The organism is Actinokineospora spheciospongiae, assembly GCF_000564855.1.
GTDB lineage: Bacteria > Actinomycetota > Actinomycetes > Mycobacteriales > Pseudonocardiaceae > Actinokineospora > Actinokineospora spheciospongiae.
Window position 1 is genome coordinate 1 of record NZ_AYXG01000155.1, and the last position, 19,688, is coordinate 19,688.

The 19,688-nt window shown below is 74.1% G+C and carries 16 protein-coding genes; 10 read left to right on the forward strand and 6 right to left on the reverse strand.

The annotated features are described in order from the left end of the window. Positions 1–245 precede the first annotated feature (245 nt). The gene (locus tag UO65_RS38680; protein ID WP_035285071.1) at positions 246–1,433 is read right to left on the reverse strand and encodes a toll/interleukin-1 receptor domain-containing protein; all 1,188 of its coding nucleotides are present in this window, start codon (positions 1,431–1,433) and stop codon (positions 246–248) included. A 17-nt stretch (positions 1,434–1,450) separates the two neighbouring features. Continuing rightward, on the reverse strand, positions 1,451–2,707 hold the full coding sequence (locus UO65_RS20375; protein WP_035285072.1) for an Rv0361 family membrane protein: 1,257 nt from the start codon (positions 2,705–2,707) through the stop codon (positions 1,451–1,453). Between the two features lie 139 nt (positions 2,708–2,846). Between UO65_RS20375 and UO65_RS20380 the strand changes: the two genes are divergently transcribed. From UO65_RS20380 to UO65_RS20390, 3 genes are read left to right on the forward strand one after another with little or no spacing between them, the layout of a single operon-like run. After that, a complete protein-coding gene (locus UO65_RS20380; protein ID WP_035285156.1) occupies positions 2,847–3,272 on the forward strand; it encodes a VOC family protein in 426 nt (141 codons plus the stop codon). A 47-nt stretch (positions 3,273–3,319) separates the two neighbouring features. Then, entirely contained in the window at positions 3,320–3,535 is a 216-nt protein-coding gene (locus UO65_RS20385; RefSeq protein WP_152552183.1) for a hypothetical protein, read from the forward strand. Continuing rightward, positions 3,532–4,320 (forward strand): hypothetical protein, encoded by a 789-nt coding sequence (locus UO65_RS20390; RefSeq protein ID WP_052021414.1) that lies wholly within the window; start codon positions 3,532–3,534, stop codon positions 4,318–4,320. The genes UO65_RS20385 and UO65_RS20390 overlap by 4 nt, the downstream gene beginning before the upstream one ends. A 43-nt stretch (positions 4,321–4,363) precedes the next feature. Here UO65_RS20390 and UO65_RS20395 read toward each other — a convergent pair whose 3' ends face one another. From UO65_RS20395 to UO65_RS20405, 3 genes are all read right to left on the reverse strand, one after another. Further along, entirely contained in the window at positions 4,364–5,467 is a 1,104-nt protein-coding gene (locus UO65_RS20395; RefSeq protein WP_035285073.1) for a J domain-containing protein, read from the reverse strand. Between the two features lie 102 nt (positions 5,468–5,569). Further along, a complete protein-coding gene (locus UO65_RS20400; RefSeq protein WP_084175960.1) occupies positions 5,570–6,571 on the reverse strand; it encodes an ABC transporter permease in 1,002 nt (333 codons plus the stop codon). Then, positions 6,568–9,465, reverse strand: a complete 2,898-nt coding sequence (locus UO65_RS20405; protein ID WP_035285075.1) for an alpha/beta fold hydrolase — start codon at positions 9,463–9,465, stop codon at positions 6,568–6,570. The genes UO65_RS20400 and UO65_RS20405 overlap by 4 nt, the downstream gene beginning before the upstream one ends. Positions 9,466–9,811: 346 nt before the next feature. Between UO65_RS20405 and UO65_RS20410 the strand changes: the two genes are divergently transcribed. Then, the gene (locus UO65_RS20410; protein ID WP_035285076.1) at positions 9,812–10,861 is read left to right on the forward strand and encodes a TerC family protein; all 1,050 of its coding nucleotides are present in this window, start codon (positions 9,812–9,814) and stop codon (positions 10,859–10,861) included. A 75-nt stretch (positions 10,862–10,936) separates the two neighbouring features. Then, positions 10,937–12,865, forward strand: coding sequence for a S9 family peptidase (locus UO65_RS20415; protein ID WP_035285077.1), 1,929 nt, complete (start codon positions 10,937–10,939; stop codon positions 12,863–12,865). Between the two features lie 223 nt (positions 12,866–13,088). On the opposite strand, the gene UO65_RS20420 is transcribed toward UO65_RS20415, so the two are convergent. Beyond that, positions 13,089–13,523 (reverse strand): SSI family serine proteinase inhibitor, encoded by a 435-nt coding sequence (locus UO65_RS20420; RefSeq protein WP_052021415.1) that lies wholly within the window; start codon positions 13,521–13,523, stop codon positions 13,089–13,091. 253 nt (positions 13,524–13,776) lie between these two features. Here UO65_RS20420 and UO65_RS33485 point away from each other — a divergent pair, with 253 nt between their 5' ends. From UO65_RS33485 to UO65_RS20445, 5 genes are all read left to right on the forward strand, one after another. Beyond that, complete coding sequence (locus tag UO65_RS33485) at positions 13,777–14,886, forward strand: transposase domain-containing protein (RefSeq protein ID WP_084175963.1); 1,110 nt, start codon at positions 13,777–13,779, stop codon at positions 14,884–14,886. 46 nt (positions 14,887–14,932) lie between these two features. Then, entirely contained in the window at positions 14,933–15,985 is a 1,053-nt protein-coding gene (locus UO65_RS20430; RefSeq protein ID WP_035285080.1) for a Gfo/Idh/MocA family oxidoreductase, read from the forward strand. A 70-nt stretch (positions 15,986–16,055) separates the two neighbouring features. Next, positions 16,056–17,474 (forward strand): MFS transporter, encoded by a 1,419-nt coding sequence (locus tag UO65_RS20435; RefSeq protein WP_035285169.1) that lies wholly within the window; start codon positions 16,056–16,058, stop codon positions 17,472–17,474. 228 nt (positions 17,475–17,702) lie between these two features. Further along, positions 17,703–18,239, forward strand: coding sequence for a hypothetical protein (locus tag UO65_RS20440; protein ID WP_035285083.1), 537 nt, complete (start codon positions 17,703–17,705; stop codon positions 18,237–18,239). A gap of 112 nt (positions 18,240–18,351) precedes the next feature. Beyond that, positions 18,352–19,647, forward strand: coding sequence for a diaminobutyrate--2-oxoglutarate transaminase (locus tag UO65_RS20445; RefSeq protein WP_052021417.1), 1,296 nt, complete (start codon positions 18,352–18,354; stop codon positions 19,645–19,647). Positions 19,648–19,688: the final 41 nt, after the last annotated feature.

Here is a 19,688-nt window from a genome sequence, read left to right on the forward strand (position 1 = left end):
CATGATCGCCACCCCCGGCCAAACACATCCACCCACCCGGGCAGTCGCGCAGCCGGGGCGGCGGTTCTCGGGGCGGTCGGCCTGCGTTCAGGACCTCTACCCACCCGGGCGGTTGGCTTGCCGGGCCGGCGGTTTTCGGGGTGGTCGGCCGCTGCGCAAGCAGGGCTTGAGGTGGCCGGGCCAGCGGGGGTTTTGGGTGGCCGGTGGGGGTTGGGGTCGGGGTGGCTGGTGGGGGTGGCTCTGCCTCACACGCAGACGCGCCACTCGCCTGCTTCGCGGACGAGGGGGAAGGTGCGGCGGTCGGAGACGTCCGTGCTCGCGTCCGTGGCCAGCACGGTGAAGGTCGGTGGTTCGGCGCCGGGGTCCACGCTCTCCAGGGTGAGGTGGAAGCCGCCGCCGAGGAAGGTGGTTCGGACCGTGGGGCGGACCTTCTCGCAGGCCACCTGCACCAGGCCGTCGGTGTCGCCGATGTTGACCGAGTCGACGAACTGGCGGGCGACCGCGCGGGGGTCGGTGGTGGAGTCGCCGAACCACAGGAAGCCCGCGACCACGACCGCGGCCACCAGCAGGGCCGTGCCGCCCACCCAGACCCAGCGCCTGCGGCCGAGGGGGCGGTGGCCCGCCGGTCCGCGGCCGGGTGGGCGGGGTGGGGTGCTCGGGCGGGGGCGGGCCGGGGCGTCACCCGACCAGGTGGCCTCCGGGGGTGGGACGCGGCGCTCGTTGAACTCGCGGCCCTCGTGCCGGACCAGCGTCGTCCACGCCTGCCCGTCCCAGTAGCGGCGGTCGACGCGGTGCTCCGGGTCGGGTTGCCAGCCGGGGGCCAGGACCTCCTCCAGCTCGGCGGCCTGCGCCGCGGGCACGTCCGGGCGGGCGCGCAGCAGCACCAGCAGCGCCCACACCCCGGCCCGGTCCTGCTCGTCGCGCAGTCGGGAGCGCAGCTCGCGGAAGATCGACCGCAGTTCCGCCTCGCCGAGCCGCGGGTCGGCGAGGCGGTCGCGGAACGGTTCCAGGTAGGGGACCGGCGGCTCCGGGGGCGGCGGGTCCGGCAGCGGGGGAGTGGTGGGCAGCGACAGCAGCGCCACCCGCAGCTTCGCCACCCGCTCCGCGCCGAGCCCGGCCGGGTCGAACACCGGGGCGTCGGTGACCTCCGGGGGCGGGGTGGCCGGGCGGGCGGGCACCAGCAGGACCGGCCGGTGCAGGGCCAGCGCGTACCGTATCTGCGCCAGGCACCCGGGGTTGCGCACCGAGTCCGGCGACAGCACCAGCACGAACACCTCGCTCTGGCGCAGCCGGTGCAGCACTCCCTCCCACCAGCGCACCCCCACCGGCTCGCCGCGGTCGAGCGCCACCTGCCTGCCCAGTTGGGCCAGGTCGGCGCGCAGCCGGGCGGCGGCGTCGCGGTCCGCGGACGCGTGGCTGACGAACACCTGCATGTTTCAACTCCGCGCGGTCAGCGGCCCGACAACGCCTTACCGATGTCGCATACCCGCCATTCGCCATTCTCCACCTCAAGCGGGATGCTCAAGCGCACCGACGCCGTTCCCGCCGTGCGTGCCGCCAGAATGGTGAACCTCGGGTCGGACCCGGCCGCGTCGACGCTCTCCAGCGTGACGTCGGCGGTGTCGAAGAACGCGCCGTAGAGGTGGGCGTTGGCGGTGCGGTCCCGGCTGCACACGTACTGGGTGACCGTCCCCCGGTCGTGGGTGTTGACCGCGTCGACGAAGTTGCGGGCGGTGCGGTTGGCCATGCTCTCGTCCGGCCCGAAACCCCGGTTGAGCAGCACGCCCCCGGTCACCCCGGCCGCCAGCACCAGCACCCCGGCGAGCACGAGCGCCGACACCCGCCTGCCGCGCCGGGGTGCCTCCGGCTCGGCCGGGGCGGGCGCGCGGCGGGGGCGCAGCACGGCGGGCACCACCGGGGTCGGGGTCGGCGGCTCCGGGCGCCGGGGCGGGTCGGGCACCTCCGGCGGCCTGGCCCGGTCGGTGAACTCGCGCCCGCCCTGCCACACCAGCGTGGTCCAGGACTGCCCGTCCCAGTAGCGGGCCTCGTGGTGCTCGCGCGGGTCGGGCTGCCAGCCGGGGGCCAGCACCTGCTCCACGCCCTCGGCCACCCCGGGCTCCAGTTCGGTGTGGCGCAGCCGCACCAGCAGCCGCCACGCGTCGGACCGCTCGCCGGAGTCGGCCAGCCGCGCCCGCAGCACCGCCAGCACCTCGGCCTGCGCGCGCCGGTCCAGCGCCCCGCGGTCGAGCAGCGCCTCGCAGTCGGTGATCGTCGCGGCGGGGAGCGCGGGCTCCTCGGGCAGGCGGCCGGCCGGCCGGTGCGCCGAGGGCAGCGCGTCGACGGCCGCGCGCAACGCCGCCGCGGTCCGCGGCGACGGCCGGGAGCAGTCGACGGTGACGGCACCGGCCAGCTCGTCCGGCACCTCGCCCGCGGGCACCGGGTGGACCACCACCGCCAGCACGGGCCGCCGCAACGCCAGCGCGTAGCGCAGTCCGGCCAGGCACGCGGGGGAGCGCACCGACTCCGGGGACACGGCGAAGACGAACGCCGCGCAGTCGCGCACGTGCCGCAGCACCTCGTCCCAGCCGCGCCGCGACCCCAGGACGTCACCGTCGGACCACACCCGGTGACCGGTGCTCTCCAGGTCCGCGCGCAGCCGGGTGATCGCCGGGAGATCACGCCGGGCGTGGGTGACGAATACGTGCATCCCTGGATCTCACGTCCACTCGCGTACCGGGTCTCGCAGGGTATGCCCGGCTCAGAAGAGCCGACAGGGACCTACGACCCTGGTTCGCCCGCCCGCTGTCGGTCCCTGCCCGTAGGATCGCGGGCCGGAGGTGGTGCTCGTGGCACTCGGTTTCCAGGTGACGTTCGACGCGCTCGACCCGGGGCGGCAGGCGGGGTTCTGGGCGCTCGCGCTCGGCTACGAGTTGGAGCCCCCGCCCCCGGGCTTCACCACCTGGGAGGAGTTCGGCGAGCGGATCGGGATGCCGCCGGAGCGCTGGGGCGACCTGGCCGCCGTGGTCGCCCCCGACCGCGACCGGCCCCGCCTCCTGTTCCAGCGGGTCCCCGAGGACAAGGCGGCCAAGAACCGCGTGCACCTCGACGTGCACGTGGACGGCCCGCGCGACGAGGGGCGGTGGGAGCGCGTCACCGCGCACGTGCGGCTGCTGGTCGAGGCGGGTGCCACCCTGGTCGCCGAGCGCCACGAGAACATCGGCGACTGGGTCGTGCTGCTCGACCCGGAGGGCAACGAGTTCTGCGTGCAGTGACCCCGGCGGGTGCGGGGCGGGTCGGTCCGGGGACGCGGGAGGTCGGTGTGGACGAGTCGGTGGCGCTGCTGCGAGCGCGGTTCGGGGGGCGCCTGCCGGAGTCGGTGGAGGCCCTCGACGAGGCCGCGGTCCGCGACCTGGCCGACGCGCTGCACTCGGCCCGCCGCAGGCAGCGCGTTGAGCTGGAGGAGTCCACCGAGGCCTCGCTGGCGCAGTTGCCCGGGGTGCTGCGCGCGCTCATCCGCCGGGTGCTGGGCCTGTGACCGCCCGCATCGAGATCGCCAAGCTGGCCCGCCTGCTGGGGGAGGACCCGGCTCGCTTCGGCTACCTGGCGCGGGTGCCGCCCGCCGATGTCCGGGCCGTGCGCGAGCGCGCCACCGAGGTGCTCTTCGACGCCAACCGGGCCGCCTACGAGCGGATCGCGGCGGCCAGCAGGCTGGTCCCCAACGCGATCACCGCGAGCGTGGCGCAGCGGGCGTTCGGCCCGGTGATGTGCGCCAGGGTGGCCTCGGTGCTGGAACCGGAGCGGGCCCTGGACCTGGCGGGCAGGCTCGGCACCACCTTCCTGGCCGACGTGGCCACCCACCTGGACCCGCGCCGGGCGGGCCCGATCGTGGGCACCCTGCCTCCGGCCCGGGTGGTCGAGGTGGCCCACGAGCTGGTCCGCCGCCGCGACTTCCTCACCATGGGCCGCTTCGTCGGCGACGTCCCCGAGCACACCCTGCGCGCGGTGGTCACGGCCCTGGACGAGGACTCCCTGGTCCGCGTCGCCCTGCACAGCGACAGCCACGACCACTTCCCCGCGCTGTTCGCCATGATCACCACCGTGCGCCTGCCCGCCTTCCTGCACCCGATCGCCGCCGACGACGACCTGGCCACCGACGTCCTGCCCCTGCTCGCCACCCTGGACGAGGCGGGCCTGCGCAGGTTGGCGGCCACCGCGGAAGAACTGTCCACCGTGGATCGCAAGAAGCTCCGCGCCGCCGCGGAGCGCACCGCGACCACCACCGGCCTGGGACCCCTGGCCGCCGCCCTGGGAATCCACTGAGGACCGATCGTCGCACCCGGGTCGCGCACGCCGATCCGGCGGATCACACCGCGGCGGCCTCGGCGGGAACCCGGTCGCGCAGCACCCGCAGCACGTGGTGGTCCACAGTGGCGCAGTCCCCGGCCAGCCAGCCCCCGACCACGCGCACGAAGTCGTCCGGCACCGACAGCGACACCCCGGCCACCGCCGTGCCGTCCACGCTCACCGCGCCCTGCCTGCTCGGGTACAGCAGCAGCGCCCCGCGCACCTCCACCCCCGGCAGCAGCTCGGCGAACGCCGCCACGGTCTCGGCGAGCGTGCTGTGCCCACCTCGGAACGGGTGGTCGTTGCGCCACACCGACCCGTCGGCGTCGAGCTCGTAGTGCCCGGGCAGCCACAGCTTCGACTCCACCAGCACCAGCCGGTGTCCACACAGGACCCCGTGCTCGACGTCGGCGAACACCGAGCCGGGGCGGGACAGGCCGTGGAACAGCCGGGCGCCGGGCAGCCTGCCCGGGTAGCGGGCCAGCAGCTCGGCGGTCAGCCGCTCGGCCACCGGCTCGCGGTCGGGCACACCGAACTCGGTGCGGTCGCCGAACTCGGCCGCCGCGGCCTCCCGCACCCGCTCCACCCGCGCGTACGCCCGCCCCAGCCGCACCGCGGCGACCACCGCCGCCACCAGCACGCCCAGCCAGCACACCAGCACCACCGCCGACATCGACCCGACCGCCAGCAGCGGGCTCGCCAGCAGCAGCACCCCGGCGACCGCCGCCACCGCGGGCGCGTGGCCCGGCCCGGCGGAGATCCTGGGCTGGTGGCGGGTCAGGTGCCACCACGGCAGCGCCGTCGGCGGCACCGAGCAGCCGTCGGGCACGAACGCGGGGTCGTCGCGGAACCGGGGTGGGGCGGTGCGGGAGCGGCGCCGGGCCGCGGGCCGGGGCGCGGGCACCTCCGGGGCCGGACCCCGGTCGTACTCGCGGCGCCGGGCCGGGTCCGACAGCGTCTCGTAGGCCGACTTCAGCAGCCGGAACGTGCCCGCCGTGCCGCCCGCGTCCGGGTGCATCACCTTGGCCAGGGCCCGGAACGCCGACTTGACCTCCGCCGCCGACGCGTCCCTGCGCACCCCGAGCAGCTCGTAGTAGTCGACGTCGTCCACGGCGGTGATCATCCCAGACCACTCGCGGGTGCCCCGAATCGGGAATGCGTTCCACGCCCCGTGATCCGGTGGTCGGCGGCCCGACCGGCGCACCAGCCGGTCGGGCCGCCCCGGTCAGCTCGTGACGTCCTTGATCCGGAACCGGCGCGCGGCCAGCAGCCCGAAGACCGCCGCGTACACCACGGCGGAGAACGCGCCGTCGGCCATGTTCGTCCAGTCGATGTCGGTGGAGATCAGGTCCGACCAGGCGAAGGAGAAGTGCGTCGGCAGGTAGTCGCGCAGCCCGCCCAGGGCGGTGATCTGGTCGAGGATCTGCGACAGGATCGACACCAGCACCGCCCCGCCGACCGCGCCCAGCGGCGCGTCGGTGGCCACCGACAGGAACAGCGCCAGCGCCGCCACCCACAGCAGGTTGATCGCGATGTAGCCGACCGACCCGCCCAGGGCGAGCATCGAGTCCCCGAACGAGATGGCGTCCCCGGTGGGGCTCACCGCCTGACCCGTCCCGTAGAACACGACCCCGACCAGCAGCGCCACCGCGGGCAGCAGCACCAGCGACAGCAGCGACAGCAGCGCCGAGGCGGTCGCCTTCTGCCGCAGCAGCCGGTGCCGGGGGACCGGCATCGCCAGCAGGTACTTCAGGCTCGACCAGGACGCCTCCGAGGCGATCGTGTCGCCGAAGAACAGCGCCACGATCATCGGCAGCAGGAAGCTGCCCGCCGCGAACAGCACGAAGATCACGAAGTTCGGCGCGCTCGCGGTGGCCAGGTCCACGAACCCGCCGGAGCGCCGGTTGCCGGAGTCCTGGCCGAACTCGAACGCCGCCCACAGGATGAACGGCAGCAGGACCAGGAACCCGAGCAGCAACTGGGTGCGCCGCCGCTTGAGCTGGCGCAGCAGCTCCACCCGCAGCGGCAGCGTCCGCGTCGAGGAGAAGCCCTCGACCGAGCCGTTCGGGTCGAACCCGGTCGACTCGCCCTCGGCCGCCCTGGCCAGGCCGTCGATGGCGTCCGGGTCGGTGTAGACGGTGGTGACCGACTCACCCGGCCTGCTCCCGGGCACCTTCCAGCCGCCGGGCGCCCCCGGCCGGTGGCCGTTCGCGCTCTCGCCGCTCATCCGCTCGACTCCTCTCCGACCAACTGCAGGAACGCGTCTTCCAGGCGGCGCCTCGGCCCGGCCTGCTCGACCGCGACCCCGGCGCGCACCAGCGCCCCGAGCGCGGTGGAGCGGGGCACCCCGTCGGCGAGGTCGGCGTGCACCAGGTGCTCGCCCTCGACGGTCACCGCGTTGACCCCGGTGACCCCGCGCAGCGCCTCGGCGGCGGTGGCGGTGTCGTCGACCCGGAACGTGGCCTCGCCGCCGCCCGCCACGATGTCCTCGACCTTCCCGGAGGCCACCAACCGGCCCCGGTGCATGACCACCACGTGGTCGCAGGTCTGCTCCACCTCGGCGAGCAGGTGCGAGGACACCACGACCGTGCGGCCGGTGGCCGCGTAGCGCCGCAGCACCTCGCGCATCTGGTGGATCTGCGGCGGGTCGAGCCCGTTGGTCGGCTCGTCGAGCACCATCAGGTCCGGGAAGCCGAGCATCGCCTGCGCGATCGCCAGCCGCTGCCGCATCCCCTGGCTGTAGGTCTTCACCTTGCGCTCGACCGCGGCGCCGAGCCCGGCCACGTCCAGCGCCTCGTCGAAGTGCGCCTTCTGCACCGGGCGACCGGTCGCCGCCCAGTACAGCTCCAGGTTGGCCCGGCCGGACAGGTGCGGCAGGAAGCCCGCGCCCTCGACGAACGAGCCGATCCGCGACAGCACCGGGGCCCCGGAGCGGATCTTGTGCCCGAACACCCGGATCTCCCCGGCGGTGGGCTGGATCAGCCCCATCAGCATCCGCAGCGTGGTCGTCTTGCCCGCGCCGTTGGGCCCCAGCAGACCCAGCACCTGCCCGCGCTGGACGGTGAACGACAGGTCGTCGACCGCCTTGAGCCCGCCCGGGTAGGACTTCGACAGGTTCTCGATCACCAGCGGCACCCCGGCCAGCTCCGGGTCGAGCTGGTCGGCCCGCTTGCGCCGCACCGCGCCCGCGACCACGGCCGCCGCGCAGACCAACAGCACCACCCCGATGCCCACGAGCGGGAACACCGGCACGGTGGTCGAGGAGCGGGTGCCCGCCACGACCGGCACGGCCAGCGCCGCGTCCCCGGCCAGCGAGACGCGGTAGCTCGCGGGCGCGGCCGGGGTGGCGTACGCCTGGTCGGTGGTGGTCACGGCCAGCTCCACCCGGTGGTCGGCCTCGACCGGCCGCACGATGCCCGGCAGCGACACGGTCACCTCCGCGGGCGACCCGTCGGCGGGCAGCGACGGCACCCGGAACGCCGAGACCGCCGAGCCGGGCAGCGTGCGGGTGCCGTCCGGGGCGACGTCGTAGAGCTTGGCGAACAGCACCGCCCCCTCCGGGGACGGCGGGGCGCCCGCGGGCGCGGCGACGCGCAGCCGCACCGTGCTCGCGCCCGAGATGAGCAACTGCTGGGTCTGCGGTTCGCTGGTGAACCGGGCCACCTGCCCGGGCAGGTCAACCGCGAGCCTGCCCGCCAGCCGGGAGGAACCGGAGATGAGCGAGCCGAACCCGGGCAGGCTGCTGATCGACGCCGGGTTGCCGCCCGGCGGGTTGACCACCACCTGCTCCGGGCCCGAGATCGGCAGCCGGGTGCGCGTGGTCGGCTGCCCACCGGTCAGACCGGGGTAGGCGTCGGTGGACACGGTGCGCACCGACGGGCTGCCCTGGGCGCGCAGCGCGCCCTCGACCGCGTACTCGAAACCCGTGCCGGGGTCGGTGCCCCGCCCGCGCAGGTGGAAGTCGAACCAGTCGGCGATCTGCCCGCGCAACTGCGCGCCCGGCCTGCCGCCGTCGTGCCCGCCGGTATACCAGACGACCTTGACCGGGGCGCCGTTCGCGCTGATCTGCCGGGCGTTCGCGTCGGCCTGGTCGAGGCCGAAGAGGGTGTCCTGCTCGCCCTGCACCAGCATCGTCGGCTGGGTGATGTCGCCGGTCACCGCCGCCGGGGACACCGAGCGCAGCAGCTCGACCGTCCGCTGGTCGGCCCGGCCGGTGGTGGCGACCTGGGCGTAGGCGGCGCACACCGCGGCGGTGAACCGCCCGCACGCGTCGCCGTCCGAGGCCGCACCGGAGCCGCCCCGCGCGGCGCCGGGGTCGGGCTGCGCCGCCCCCGCCGCGGCGGCCGGGTCGGCGGTGCCCACCGCGCCGCCGGAGGAGCCGTCGTCCTCGGAACCGGGTTCGGTGGCCTCGGCACCGGGACTGCCCAGCCCGCCGCCGCCGAGCCCGGCGGAGAAGAAGATGCCCGCCCAGGAGCGCTTGAACACGCCGTCTGCCTGGTACGGGTTGGCCGCCGGGGACTGCGCCGCGGTCCCGGTCGTCGCCGAGTTGGGCAGCAGCGCCTGGCCGAGGTCGTTGTAGGTGATCACCGGTGCCAGCGAGTCGACCCGCTTGTCGGTGCCCGCGAGCAGCAGCGACAGCGCCCCGCCGTAGGAACCGCCGGTCACCCCGACCACCGGGTCGTCCGCACTGGTCTTGCTCACCTCCGGTTGCCCGGCCAGCCAACTGACCAGCCCGCTCGCGTCGGCGACCTCGAAGTCGCGCGCGTTGAGGCCGATCTCGCCCTCGCTGCGGCCGAAGCCGCGGGCGGACCAGGCGAGCGCGACGAAGCCGCGGCGGGCGAACTCGCGGGCGTCGGCGTCGACGCTGTCCTTGCTCCCGCCGAAGCCGTGGGCCACCATCACCACCGGGGCGGGCGTGGTCTCCGGCAGGTAGAGGGTGGTGTCGATCTTCACCGGCTGATCCCGGTCCGGACCGCTGAGCAGCTCGACGAACGCGTCCCGGGTGGACACCGGTGCCTCGGAGTCGCCGCGGTTGAGCCAGACGATGCCGGCTGCGGCGAGAACGAGGACGACGGCGGCGACGACCACCTGACGCGTGCGGAGGCGGGGAATCCTGAGCACGTCACGGACGGTATCCGCCGGTTCCTGAGAGACCTCCCAGCGGGTGTGCGCCCGCCACGGATGGCCGCCGCCGCGGTGTCGGAGCGCACCGCCCACCCGGGGTGGTTGCTCCATTCCCCGGGATGTGACGAACGGCGCCCCGCCCCGAGTGGTGCTCATCGGTGCCTGCGTGGAGAATCGCCCAGGCAAGATGTGTCGGAGGGGAGTATTCCTTCGCACCGGCTCCGTCAGCACGGCCTCCCGCGGGGGGCCCGGGGTCGGTGGTCGACGTGTCCCCCGCGTGGTGGCGCATCGACGGAAGAGACCTCCGGTGTCGGCGTGTGCCCGAAACCGGAGGAATTGACCCATGTTCGTACCCCTGTGGGTATGGCTCGCCACCATCGGCGGCCTGCTCGTCCTGCTCGCGATCGACCTCGTGATCGTCGACCGCAAGCCCCACGAGGTCACCGTGGGTGAGGCGGGCCGGTGGGTGGCGTTCTACGTCGCCTGCGCGGTGGCCTTCGGCGCGGGCGTGTGGATCTTCTCGGGCGGCACCTACGCCGGTGAGTTCTTCAGCGGCTACATCACCGAGTACTCGCTCTCGGTGGACAACCTGTTCATCTTCCTGATCATCATGTCCGCCTTCGCCGTCCCGAAGATCCACCAGCACAAGGTGCTGCTGGTCGGGATCGTGCTGGCGCTGGTGATGCGCGGCGTGTTCATCGCCGTCGGCGCCGTGGCCATCGCCCGGTTCAGCTGGGTGTTCTACATCTTCGGCATCTTCCTCATCTACACCGCCGTCAAGCTCTCCCGCGAGGGCCTCGGCGAGGACGAGGAGTACGAGGAGAACGCGATGACCCGCTTCGCGCGCCGCATCCTGCCGGTCACCGACAAGTACCACGGCGGCGCGACCACGGTGAAGCTCGACGGCAAGCGGTTCTTCACCCCGATGTTCATCGTCATGGTCGCCATCGGCACCGCCGACCTGCTCTTCGCCGTCGACTCCATCCCGGCGATCTTCGGCCTGACCCAGGAGCCGTTCCTGGTCTTCGCCGCCAACGCCTTCGCCCTGATGGGCCTGCGGCAGCTCTACTTCCTGCTCGGCGGGCTGCTGCGCAAGCTGGTCTACCTGCCCATCGGCCTCGCGGTGATCCTGGCGTTCATCGGCGTGAAGCTGGTGCTGGAGGCGCTGCACACCAACTCGCTGTCGTTCCTCAACGGCGGCGAGCCGGTGCCGGTGCCGGTGATCGGCACCGTGTTCTCACTGGTCGTCATTGTCGGCGTGCTGACCGTCACCACCGTCGCCAGCATCATCAAGAGCAGGCGCGACGAGGCCAGGGGCGTCGAACCCTCGCCGCTGCCCGCCGGGGACAGCACCGGGGACGAGGTCGAGGAGAGCGCCCGGCACCAGGGCTGACCGGCGCACTTCTGTGGACGACTGGGAATAACCGACGGTCCTGGTCCACGACAGGTGTCGGGTAACGTCGTCGCGGTGCGTGCTGAGGACATCGAACTGCTGGCCACGCCCGGTACACCCGCGCTGAGCGGGGACTTCCTGCTCGTCTCGGTGACCGCGCCGGACCTGGCGGACAACACCTACCGCGGCGGTCTGCACCGGGTCGCGCTCGACGGCGGCCCGGTGCGCCCGTTCACCAGGGGCTTCCGCGACACCGCCCCGGTGGTGTCGCCGGACGGCGCGGCGGTGGCGTTCCTGCGCGCGGAGTCGGCGGACGCGCCTGCCCAACTGCACGTCATCGCGGTCGACGGCGGTGAGGCGCGCAGGCTGACCGGGCTGCCGATGGGCGCGGGCGCCCCGGTGTGGTCGCCGGACTCGCGGCGGATCGCGTTCACCGCCAGGGTTCCCGAGGCGGGCCGCTACGGCACCGCCACCCCGGACGGCGCCGAGCACCCCGCCCCCGCCGACGAGGCGCCGCGGCGGATCACCCGCCTGGACTACCGGCTCGACGACGTGGGCTTCCTGCTGGACCGGGCGCCGCAGTTGTTCGTCGTCGACGTCGACGGCGGCGAGCCGGTCCGGCTGACCGAGGGCCTGGCCGACCCGTCCGGGCCCGCCTGGGCGCCCTCGGGCGAGCACCTGGTGGTGTCGGCCAAGCGGGACTGGGGCGCGGCCGACACGCTGCGCCGCGACATCTACGCCGTCCCGGTGGAGGGTGGGGCGCCGGTGCTGGTGGCCAGGGCGGCGGGCACGGTGGAGTACCCGCTGGCCGTGGCCGAGGACATGGTGGTCTACCTCGGCGACGACTTCCCCGGAACCGAGGCGGTGGCCCGCAACACCGGGGTGTGGGCGGTGCCGCTGCGGCTGGACGGCGTCCCCGGCGAGCCGCGCAGGCTGACCGACCCGGAGACCGTGGACTGCGAGGGGCCCGCCCCGCTGGTCACCGGGGACGGCGTGCTGGTGTGCGTGCGCAACCGGGGCGCGGTCGAGCTGCGCCGGGTCCCGGTGGCCGCCGACGGCGCGACGCTGTCGGAGCTGGCGCTGCTGGCGGGTGAGCAGGCGGTGGTGCGGGGCTTCGCCGCCGACGGCGACCGGGTCGTCTGCACGGTGTCCACCTGGGACACCGCGGGCGAACTGGTGCTGGTGACCGGCGACGAGACCTGCACGCTGACCGACTTCGGCGCCCCGCTGCGAGCGACGGGGCTGCGGCCGGTGGTGGAGATCAAGGCCTCGGCGCCCGACGGCTACGCCACCCACGGCTGGCTGGTGCTGCCAGAGGGGGAGGGCCCGCACCCGGTGCTGCTGGCCGTGCACGGCGGCCCGTTCATGTACTACGGCTGGGGCCTCTACGACGAGGCGCAGGTCTACGCCGACGCGGGCTACGCGGTCGTGCTGCCGAACCCGCGCGGGTCGGCGGGCTACGGCGAGCGGCACGGCCGGGCCATCGTCGGCGCCATGGGCACGGTCGACGCGGTGGACGTGCTGGCCGTGCTGGACGCCGTCCTGGACCGCCCGGACCTCGACGCCGACCGGGTCGGGGTGATGGGCGGGTCCTACGGCGGGTGGATGACCGGCTGGCTGGCCGCCCACCACGGCGAGCGGTTCACCGCGGCGTGGAGCGAGCGGGCGGTCAACTCCTGGGAGTCGTTCGTCGGCTCGTCCGACATCGGCTGGTGGTTCGCCGAGGCCTACTGCGGGCAGGGGGCGGCGGCGCTGGCGGCGCAGAGCCCGCTGACCCACGCCGACGCCATCACCATCCCGTTCGCCGTCGTCCACTCCGAACAGGACTGGCGCTGCCCGGTGGAGCAGGCCCAGCGGATGTTCGTCGCGCTGCGCCGCAACGGCGTGGACGCCGAGTTGATCCTCTTCCCCGGTGAGGGCCACGAGCTGACCCGCTCGGGTTCGCCCCGCCACCGCGCCCAGCGCTTCGCCACCGTCCTGGACTGGTGGGCGCGGCACCTGTGAGCCCGGTCGCCCGGCCCCGGGAAAGCACCGGGGCCGGGCGGCGGCAAAGGCAATGGGTTCCGGATGTGCGGATGATCGACGAAGAGACCACGATCGGGTTTCCGGAAGTGGGAACGGGCCGCACAGTGGCGATGATCACTGCCGGAAATGTCGCACCGCTGTAACCTCGATTTCGCACAGTCCCCCGGTCGGGGTCACTCGATAAGGTGAATACGGGTGAGCGTTAAATCGCCGTGAAAGCACCGTCCACTTCGGATTGGGGTACCATCGGGTCCGGCGTCAGCGCGAACACCGGGCCGGTGCTGCCGACGAGCGCGCAGGCGTTGGGGAATGCGCGGTCGAAGGTGATCGGCCGCCCCCGCCAGTGACCGGCGGCCGAAGCCTGGACCGGGGCGTACTCCAGCGTGCACGCCTGCGCGGTGTTCACCTGCAGGGCTGAGAGGTCTCCTTCCACCTGGGTCAAGGCCGCGCAGGCCGCGTTCGCCGCGGGGTGGTTGCCCCCGGTCGGACCGCAGCGCAGCTCGGCGGTGGTGGTGCGCCCCCCGGCGTCGGTGACGGAGAGCGCGATCCGCGTCTGCGGCGCCTCGGGGGCCGGTCCTGGGGTCGGGGCCGCGGCCGCGAGGGCCGCGACGAGGGCGGTCAGCGTGATTGAGAACATGTCGACACTCCTGCTCGAAGATCGGTTTCCGGGCCGAATGGGGTAACCGGGGAAACCGCGCCCGGTCGCGCAGGTGGCGCCGGGGTGAAACGAGCGTAGGACGCGGCGAATCTTTTTGCGTCCCGGGGGCTCTGGCGCTGGGGCCGTGCCCGATGCTATTCATGTCGCCGCACTGGTCGACAAGATCGACAGGTTCATTACTTCCTTAGTGCGCTGGTGCAACATCGGGTTGAGAGGTCCATTGGTGGGCGGAATGACACGTGCGGCCAAAGCCGCGCGCGACCGGTTGTCCGACCGGGTGGCGATCGGGATGCTGATCGAGGCGTTCCCGCCCGCCGAGGTCGACGCCGCGATCGACGCGGCCGGGGTCCGCGAACAACGGTCCCGGTCGCTGCCCGCCCGCACGATGGTCTACTTCACCCTGGCGCTGTGGCTCTTCGGCGGCGCGGGCTACGACGCGGTGCTGGCCCGGCTCACCGCCGGGATGCGCTGGGCGGGGGTGCCGCTGGGCAAGCGCTCGGCGCCGAGCACCGGTTCGATCACCAAGGCGCGCAAGCGGCTCGGCCCCGAGGTGATGCGCAGGCTGCTGCAGGGCCGCGCGCTCGCCGACCGCGCGGCCGACGAGCGCTCCGGCCGGGCCGCCGACGAGCGCTGGCGCGGGCTGCGGGTGTGCACCCTCGACGGCGGCGCCGTCTCCGTCGCCGACACCCCGGCCAACCTCGCCGCCTTCGGCGGGCCGGACGTGTGGCTGTCGGTGCTCGCCTCACCCGGGCGGGGGGTGCTGGTCGACGTGGGCGTCGGCACCGCCCCCGACGACCCCGGCCGGTCCGTGCTCGACGCGCTCACCCCCGGCACCCTGGTCGTCTCGCACCGACCCGGGCGCGCCCAGGACCTCTGGCACACCGCCGCGGAGGTCGGCGCCGACCTGCTCTGGTGCCCGCGCCCGTCCGTCGCGCTGCCCCGGCTGCAACCCCTCCCGGACGGGACGTTCCTGTCCCGGCTGGTCCCCGACCACGACCCGCTGGCCTCGTCGGTGGCGGTGCGGGTGCTGGAGGTGCCGGACGCGGTGCTGGTGACCACGCTGCTCGACCCGGAGCAGGCCCCGGTGGCGGAGCTGGCCGCGCTGCACCGCGGCCGGTGGCGGTTCGAGGCGCTGTTCGACACCCTGGAGACCGGTCCGGTGACCCTGCGGTCGCAGGACCCCGACGGGGTGACCCAGGAGCTGTGGGCGATGCTCTGCGTGTACCAGGCGGCCCGCCCCTGGCGTAAGGAAGCGGCAAGCCAGGTTTCCGCGTCGGAGGACTCGCCCAGTACCGCGCAGAATCCCACGCCCCGCCGGAGCACCATGGTGGACTTGGCTTAGCGGCGCGGCGGGCGGCGCGGTGCCGGTGCGGCGGGAGGATGGACCCATGGCGGACGAGACCAGGGTGGCGGTCATCGGTTACGGCTTGGCGGGCAGCGCCTTCCACGCCCCCTTCGTCGACGCGGTCGACGGCCTGCGGGTCACCGCTGTCGTCACCGGCGACCCGGAACGCGCCGCGACCGCCCGCGACCGCCACCCGGACGTCGTGGTGCACCCGTCGGTCGACGAGCTGTGGCGGCACGCGGACGACGTCGACCTGGTCGTCGTCGCCTCGCCCAACCGGTTCCACGTCGAGCAGGCCACCGCCGCGCTGGAGGTGGGCCTGCACGTCGTGGTGGACAAGCCGGTGGCCGCGACCGCCCGCGGGGTGCGCGCGCTGGGGGAGCTGGCGAAGCAGACCGGGAAGGTGCTGACGGCCTTCCAGAACCGCCGCTGGGACGGCGACTTCCTGACCGTGCGCAAGCTCGTCGAGGACGGCACCCTCGGCCAGGTGGGCCGGTTCGAGTCCCGCTTCGAGCGCGGCGCCAAGGCGGTCCGCTCCGCCTGGCGCGCCAGCCCGGACCCCGCCGACATGGCCAACATCCTCTACGACCTGGGCACCCACCTGGCCGACCAGGCGATCGTGCTGTTCGGCCGCCCGGTGACGGTGTACGCCGAGACCCGGGCGCCGCGGCCGGAGGTGCGGGTCGCCGAGGACGCCACCATCCTGCTCACCCACGAGGGCGGTGTCCGGTCGTACCTGCGGGCCAGCAACGTGACCATGCCGGTGACCCCGCGCTTCGCCGTGGCCGGTGGGACCGCGGGGTACCGGTGCTGGGGCTTGGACCCGCAGGAAGCCGCCTCCCGCGCGGGAACCCCGCCGACGGCCGAGGGCTTCGGCGTCTACGGCGAGGACCGCTGGGGCACTTTGACGACTCCCGACGGCGAGACTGTCGTCCCCACTGTGGATGGTGACTACCTCGCGTTCTACCGCGGGGTTCGCGACTGCGTGCGCGGCGACGGGCCGCCGCCGGTCGCGGTGGCCGAGTCGATCGCGCTGACCGAGACCATCGAGGCGGCGATCCGCTCGGCGGCGAGCGGGAAGCCGGTCGCCCTGTAGCGGCCCCGCTTCCGGGTGGCCCGGCTCTCCCCGGGGTGTGGGCTTCCGGGGGAGTGGGTAGGTGGGGTGGGTGGATGACGACCAGGCGCCCGACCCCCGGCGGTGGCGCGCGCTCGCGGTGACGCAGGCGGCGGGGTTCATGAGCCTGCTGGACGTGAGCATCGTGAACGTGGCGCTGCCGTCCATCCAGGCCGACCTGGGGGCCTCGCCCTCCGCCGTGCAGTGGGTCGTCTCCGGGTACGCGCTGACCTTCGGGCTGTCGCTCGTCGCGGGTGGGCGGCTCGGGGACGCGCTGGGGCGCAGGCGGATGTTCCTCATCGCCCTCACCGGGTTCGTGCTCACCAGCGCGTTGGCCGGGGCGGCGCCGAGCCTGGGGTGGTTGGTCGCGGCCCGGTTGCTCCAGGGGTTCACCGGTGGGCTGCTGACCCCGCAGAACTCCGGGTTGATCCAGGACCTGTTCCACGGTGCCGAGCGCGGTCGGGCGTTCGGGATCTTCGGTGCCACGGTGGGGATCTCGACGGCCGTGGGGCCGATCGCGGGTGGGGTGATCCTCGCCTTGTTCGGTGACCCCGGTGGCTGGCGGTGGGTGTTCTACGTGAACCTGCCGATCGGGGTGGTGGCGCTGGTGCTCGCGGCGCGGTTGCTGCCGAAGGTGCGCGGGCGGCACCGGCCCGACATCGACGTGGTCGGCGCCGGGCTGCTCGGGTTGGCCGTGCTCGCGCTGCTGTTCCCGTTGGTGGAGGCGGACGAGTTCGCCTCGCTGTGGTGGTTGTTCCCCGTGGCCTTCGTGGTGGGGTACGGGTTCGTGCGGTGGGAGCACCGGGTGGTGCGGCGGGACCGGGCGCCGCTGATGGACACCCGGCTGTTCACCGAGACCCCCGGCTACGTCTCGGGGTTGGGGCTGGGGTTGGCGTACTTCTGCGGGTTCACCGGCATCTGGCTGGTGTTCGCGCTCTACTTCCAGACCGGGCTCGGCTTCACGCCGTTGCAGTCCGGTCTCGCCGTGACGCCGTTCGCGCTCGGGTCGGCGGTGTCCTCAGCCGTGGCCGGGCGGTTGGTGGAGAGGTTCGGGCGACTGCTGAGCGTCGTCGGGTTGTGCCTGGTGGCGGCGGGGTTGGGGGCGGTCGCGCTGATCACGTTGGTGGTGGGCGGGTCTGCCGTGGTGTGGTGGATGATCGTGCCGATGCTCGTCGCCGGGGTCGGGGGTGGGGCGGTGATCTCGCCGAACACCACGCTCACCCTGGCCGAGGTGCCCAACCGGATGGCGGGGGTGGCGGGCGGGCTGTTGCAGACCGGCCAGCGGATCGGCACCGCCGTCGGAACTGCTGTGCTCAGCACCGTCTTCCACGTCGTGCTCGGCGCCACCGGCAGCTTCGCGCACGCCGCCGCCACCGCGCTGGGCTGCGCGGTGGCCTTCATCGCCCTCGCGCTCGTCGTCGCCGTGCTCGACCGGCGGCGGGCGGACCGGCGGACGGCGGTTGGGGTTTAGCTTCCGGAACATAGGGGTGCCCGGTTGGAAAATAGCCGGCCGAACCCCTGGGCGGGTCCGCGGGAGCGCATTACGCTCCCGTCCTGGGAGCGACGCACCGGCTGACCCGGACCCCGCGTGAACCACCGGGCCGTCGGCGGCCCGCTCTCCTGTCCTCGTCGCAGGCCCCCACCCCCAGCCCGGCGCCCCCGGGCCGGTGGCGGCTGCCACCGGAAGGAACCCGTCCCCATGCGCACTGCCCTGCTCCGCCTCGCCACGGTCGCCGCCTCCGCGGTCGCCGCGCTCGCCCTCGGCACCGGCTTCGCCTCGGCCACCGGCGGCGAGCACGACCCGGTGTCCACCCCGGCCGACGCCCCGATCTCCATCCAGGTCACCAAGCTCAGCCAGAGCGACGCCGCCGCGCGGTTCCGCTCCTCGGGCATCACCTGGTCCTCCAGCGGCGGTTGCACCAACCGGCAGAACTCCACCTGCACGTCGTTCGAGCAGATCAACCTCACCACTGTGCAGGGCGGCCAGACGTTCAAGAGCGCCAGCGGCTGCGCGGTCAACATCACCGGCGGCACCGAGGTCGGCCACGCCAGCGGCACCTACAGCCACTACAACGGCTACAAGATCGACATCAGCCTCAGCTCCTGCGTCACCGGCTACATCCAGCGCAACTTCACCGCCATCGGCGGCAACCAGTGGCGCTCCGGCAGCGGCAACATCTACTACCTGGAGAGCAACCACTGGGACATCACCTACTACAACTGCGGCGGTTGCTGACCCGCCCGACCGCCCGCCACCGGCCGTGCACCCCGTCCCGGGTGTGCGGCCGGTCGCATCTCTGGGTAGCCGATCGTCGCTGTCCGTGGCGGCAGGAGTACGTTCCCCGGGCATGACCGTTGCGGCAGTGCAGTCCGGGCAGGCGGGGTCGGCGGGTTCGTCGGTCTTCGACGAGGTGGAGTCGCGGGTCCGGCTGTACTGCCGCAAGTTCCCCGCCGTGTTCACCTCGGCGCGCGGCAGCACCCTCGTCGCCGAGGACGGCCGCGAGTTCCTGGACTTCTTCTGCGGCGCCGGTGCGCTCAACTACGGCCACAACGACCCGAGGATGGTCGCCCGGCTCGTCGAATACCTGCACTCCGGTGGCCCGCTGCACGGCCTCGACCTGCACACCACCGCCAAGCGGCACTTCCTGCGGCGGCTGCGCGACGTGGTGCTGGCCCCGCGCGGCCTCGACCACCGGGTCCAGTTCTGCGGCCCCACCGGCACCGACGCCGTCGAGGCCGCGCTCAAGGTCACCCGCAAGGCCACCGGCCGCCGCCAGGTCGTGGCCTTCACCGGCGCCTTCCACGGCATGTCGCACGGCTCGCTGTCGGTCACCGGCTCCCGCGCCGCCCGCGGCGGGCACCACCTCGGCGGCGACGTGCTGTTCCTGCCCTACGAGGACGGCCCCACCGGCCGCTTCGACTCCCTGGCCGTGCTCGCGCACCTGATCGACGACCCCAGCGGCGGCGCGGGCCCGCCCGCCGCGGTGCTGGTCGAGTCGCTGCAGATGGACGGCGGGGTCTACCCGGCGTCGGCGGGCTGGCTGCGCGCGCTGCGGGAGCTGACCGCGGCCAGGGGCGTGCCGCTGGTGTGCGACGAGATCCAGGCGGGCTGCGGGCGCACCGGCCGGTTCTTCGGCTTCGAGCACGCCGGGATCGTGCCGGACGCGATCACCCTGTCGAAGTCGCTGGGCGGCGCGGGCCTGCCCATCTCGGTGCTGCTGCTGCGCCCGGAGTTGGACGTATGGGAGCCCGGCGAGCACACCGGCACCTTCCGCGGCAACCAGTTGGCCTTCGTGGCCGGGGCCGCCGCGCTCGACCTGTGGGAGGACCCGGCCTTCCTGGCCCGCCTGGCCCTGCACGGCGACCGGATGGCCCGCTTCGCCGCCGACGTGCGGGCCCTCGGCCTGCCCACCCGCGCCCGCGGCATGGTCGTCGGCGTCGACACCCCGACCCTCGAGGCCGCCGAGCGCGTCCAGCGCGACTGCTACGACCGCGGCCTGATCCTGGAGACCTGCGGCCGCCGCGACAGCGTGCTCAAGGTGACCCCGCCGCTCACCATCACCCGCGCCGACCTCGACCGCGGCCTGGGCGTCCTGCACGCGGCGATCCACCGCGAGATCACCCCGGGCCGGGAGCAGGGCTGACCGCTGCCCGTCCACCGCCGCAGAACAGGTGCCCGCAACGG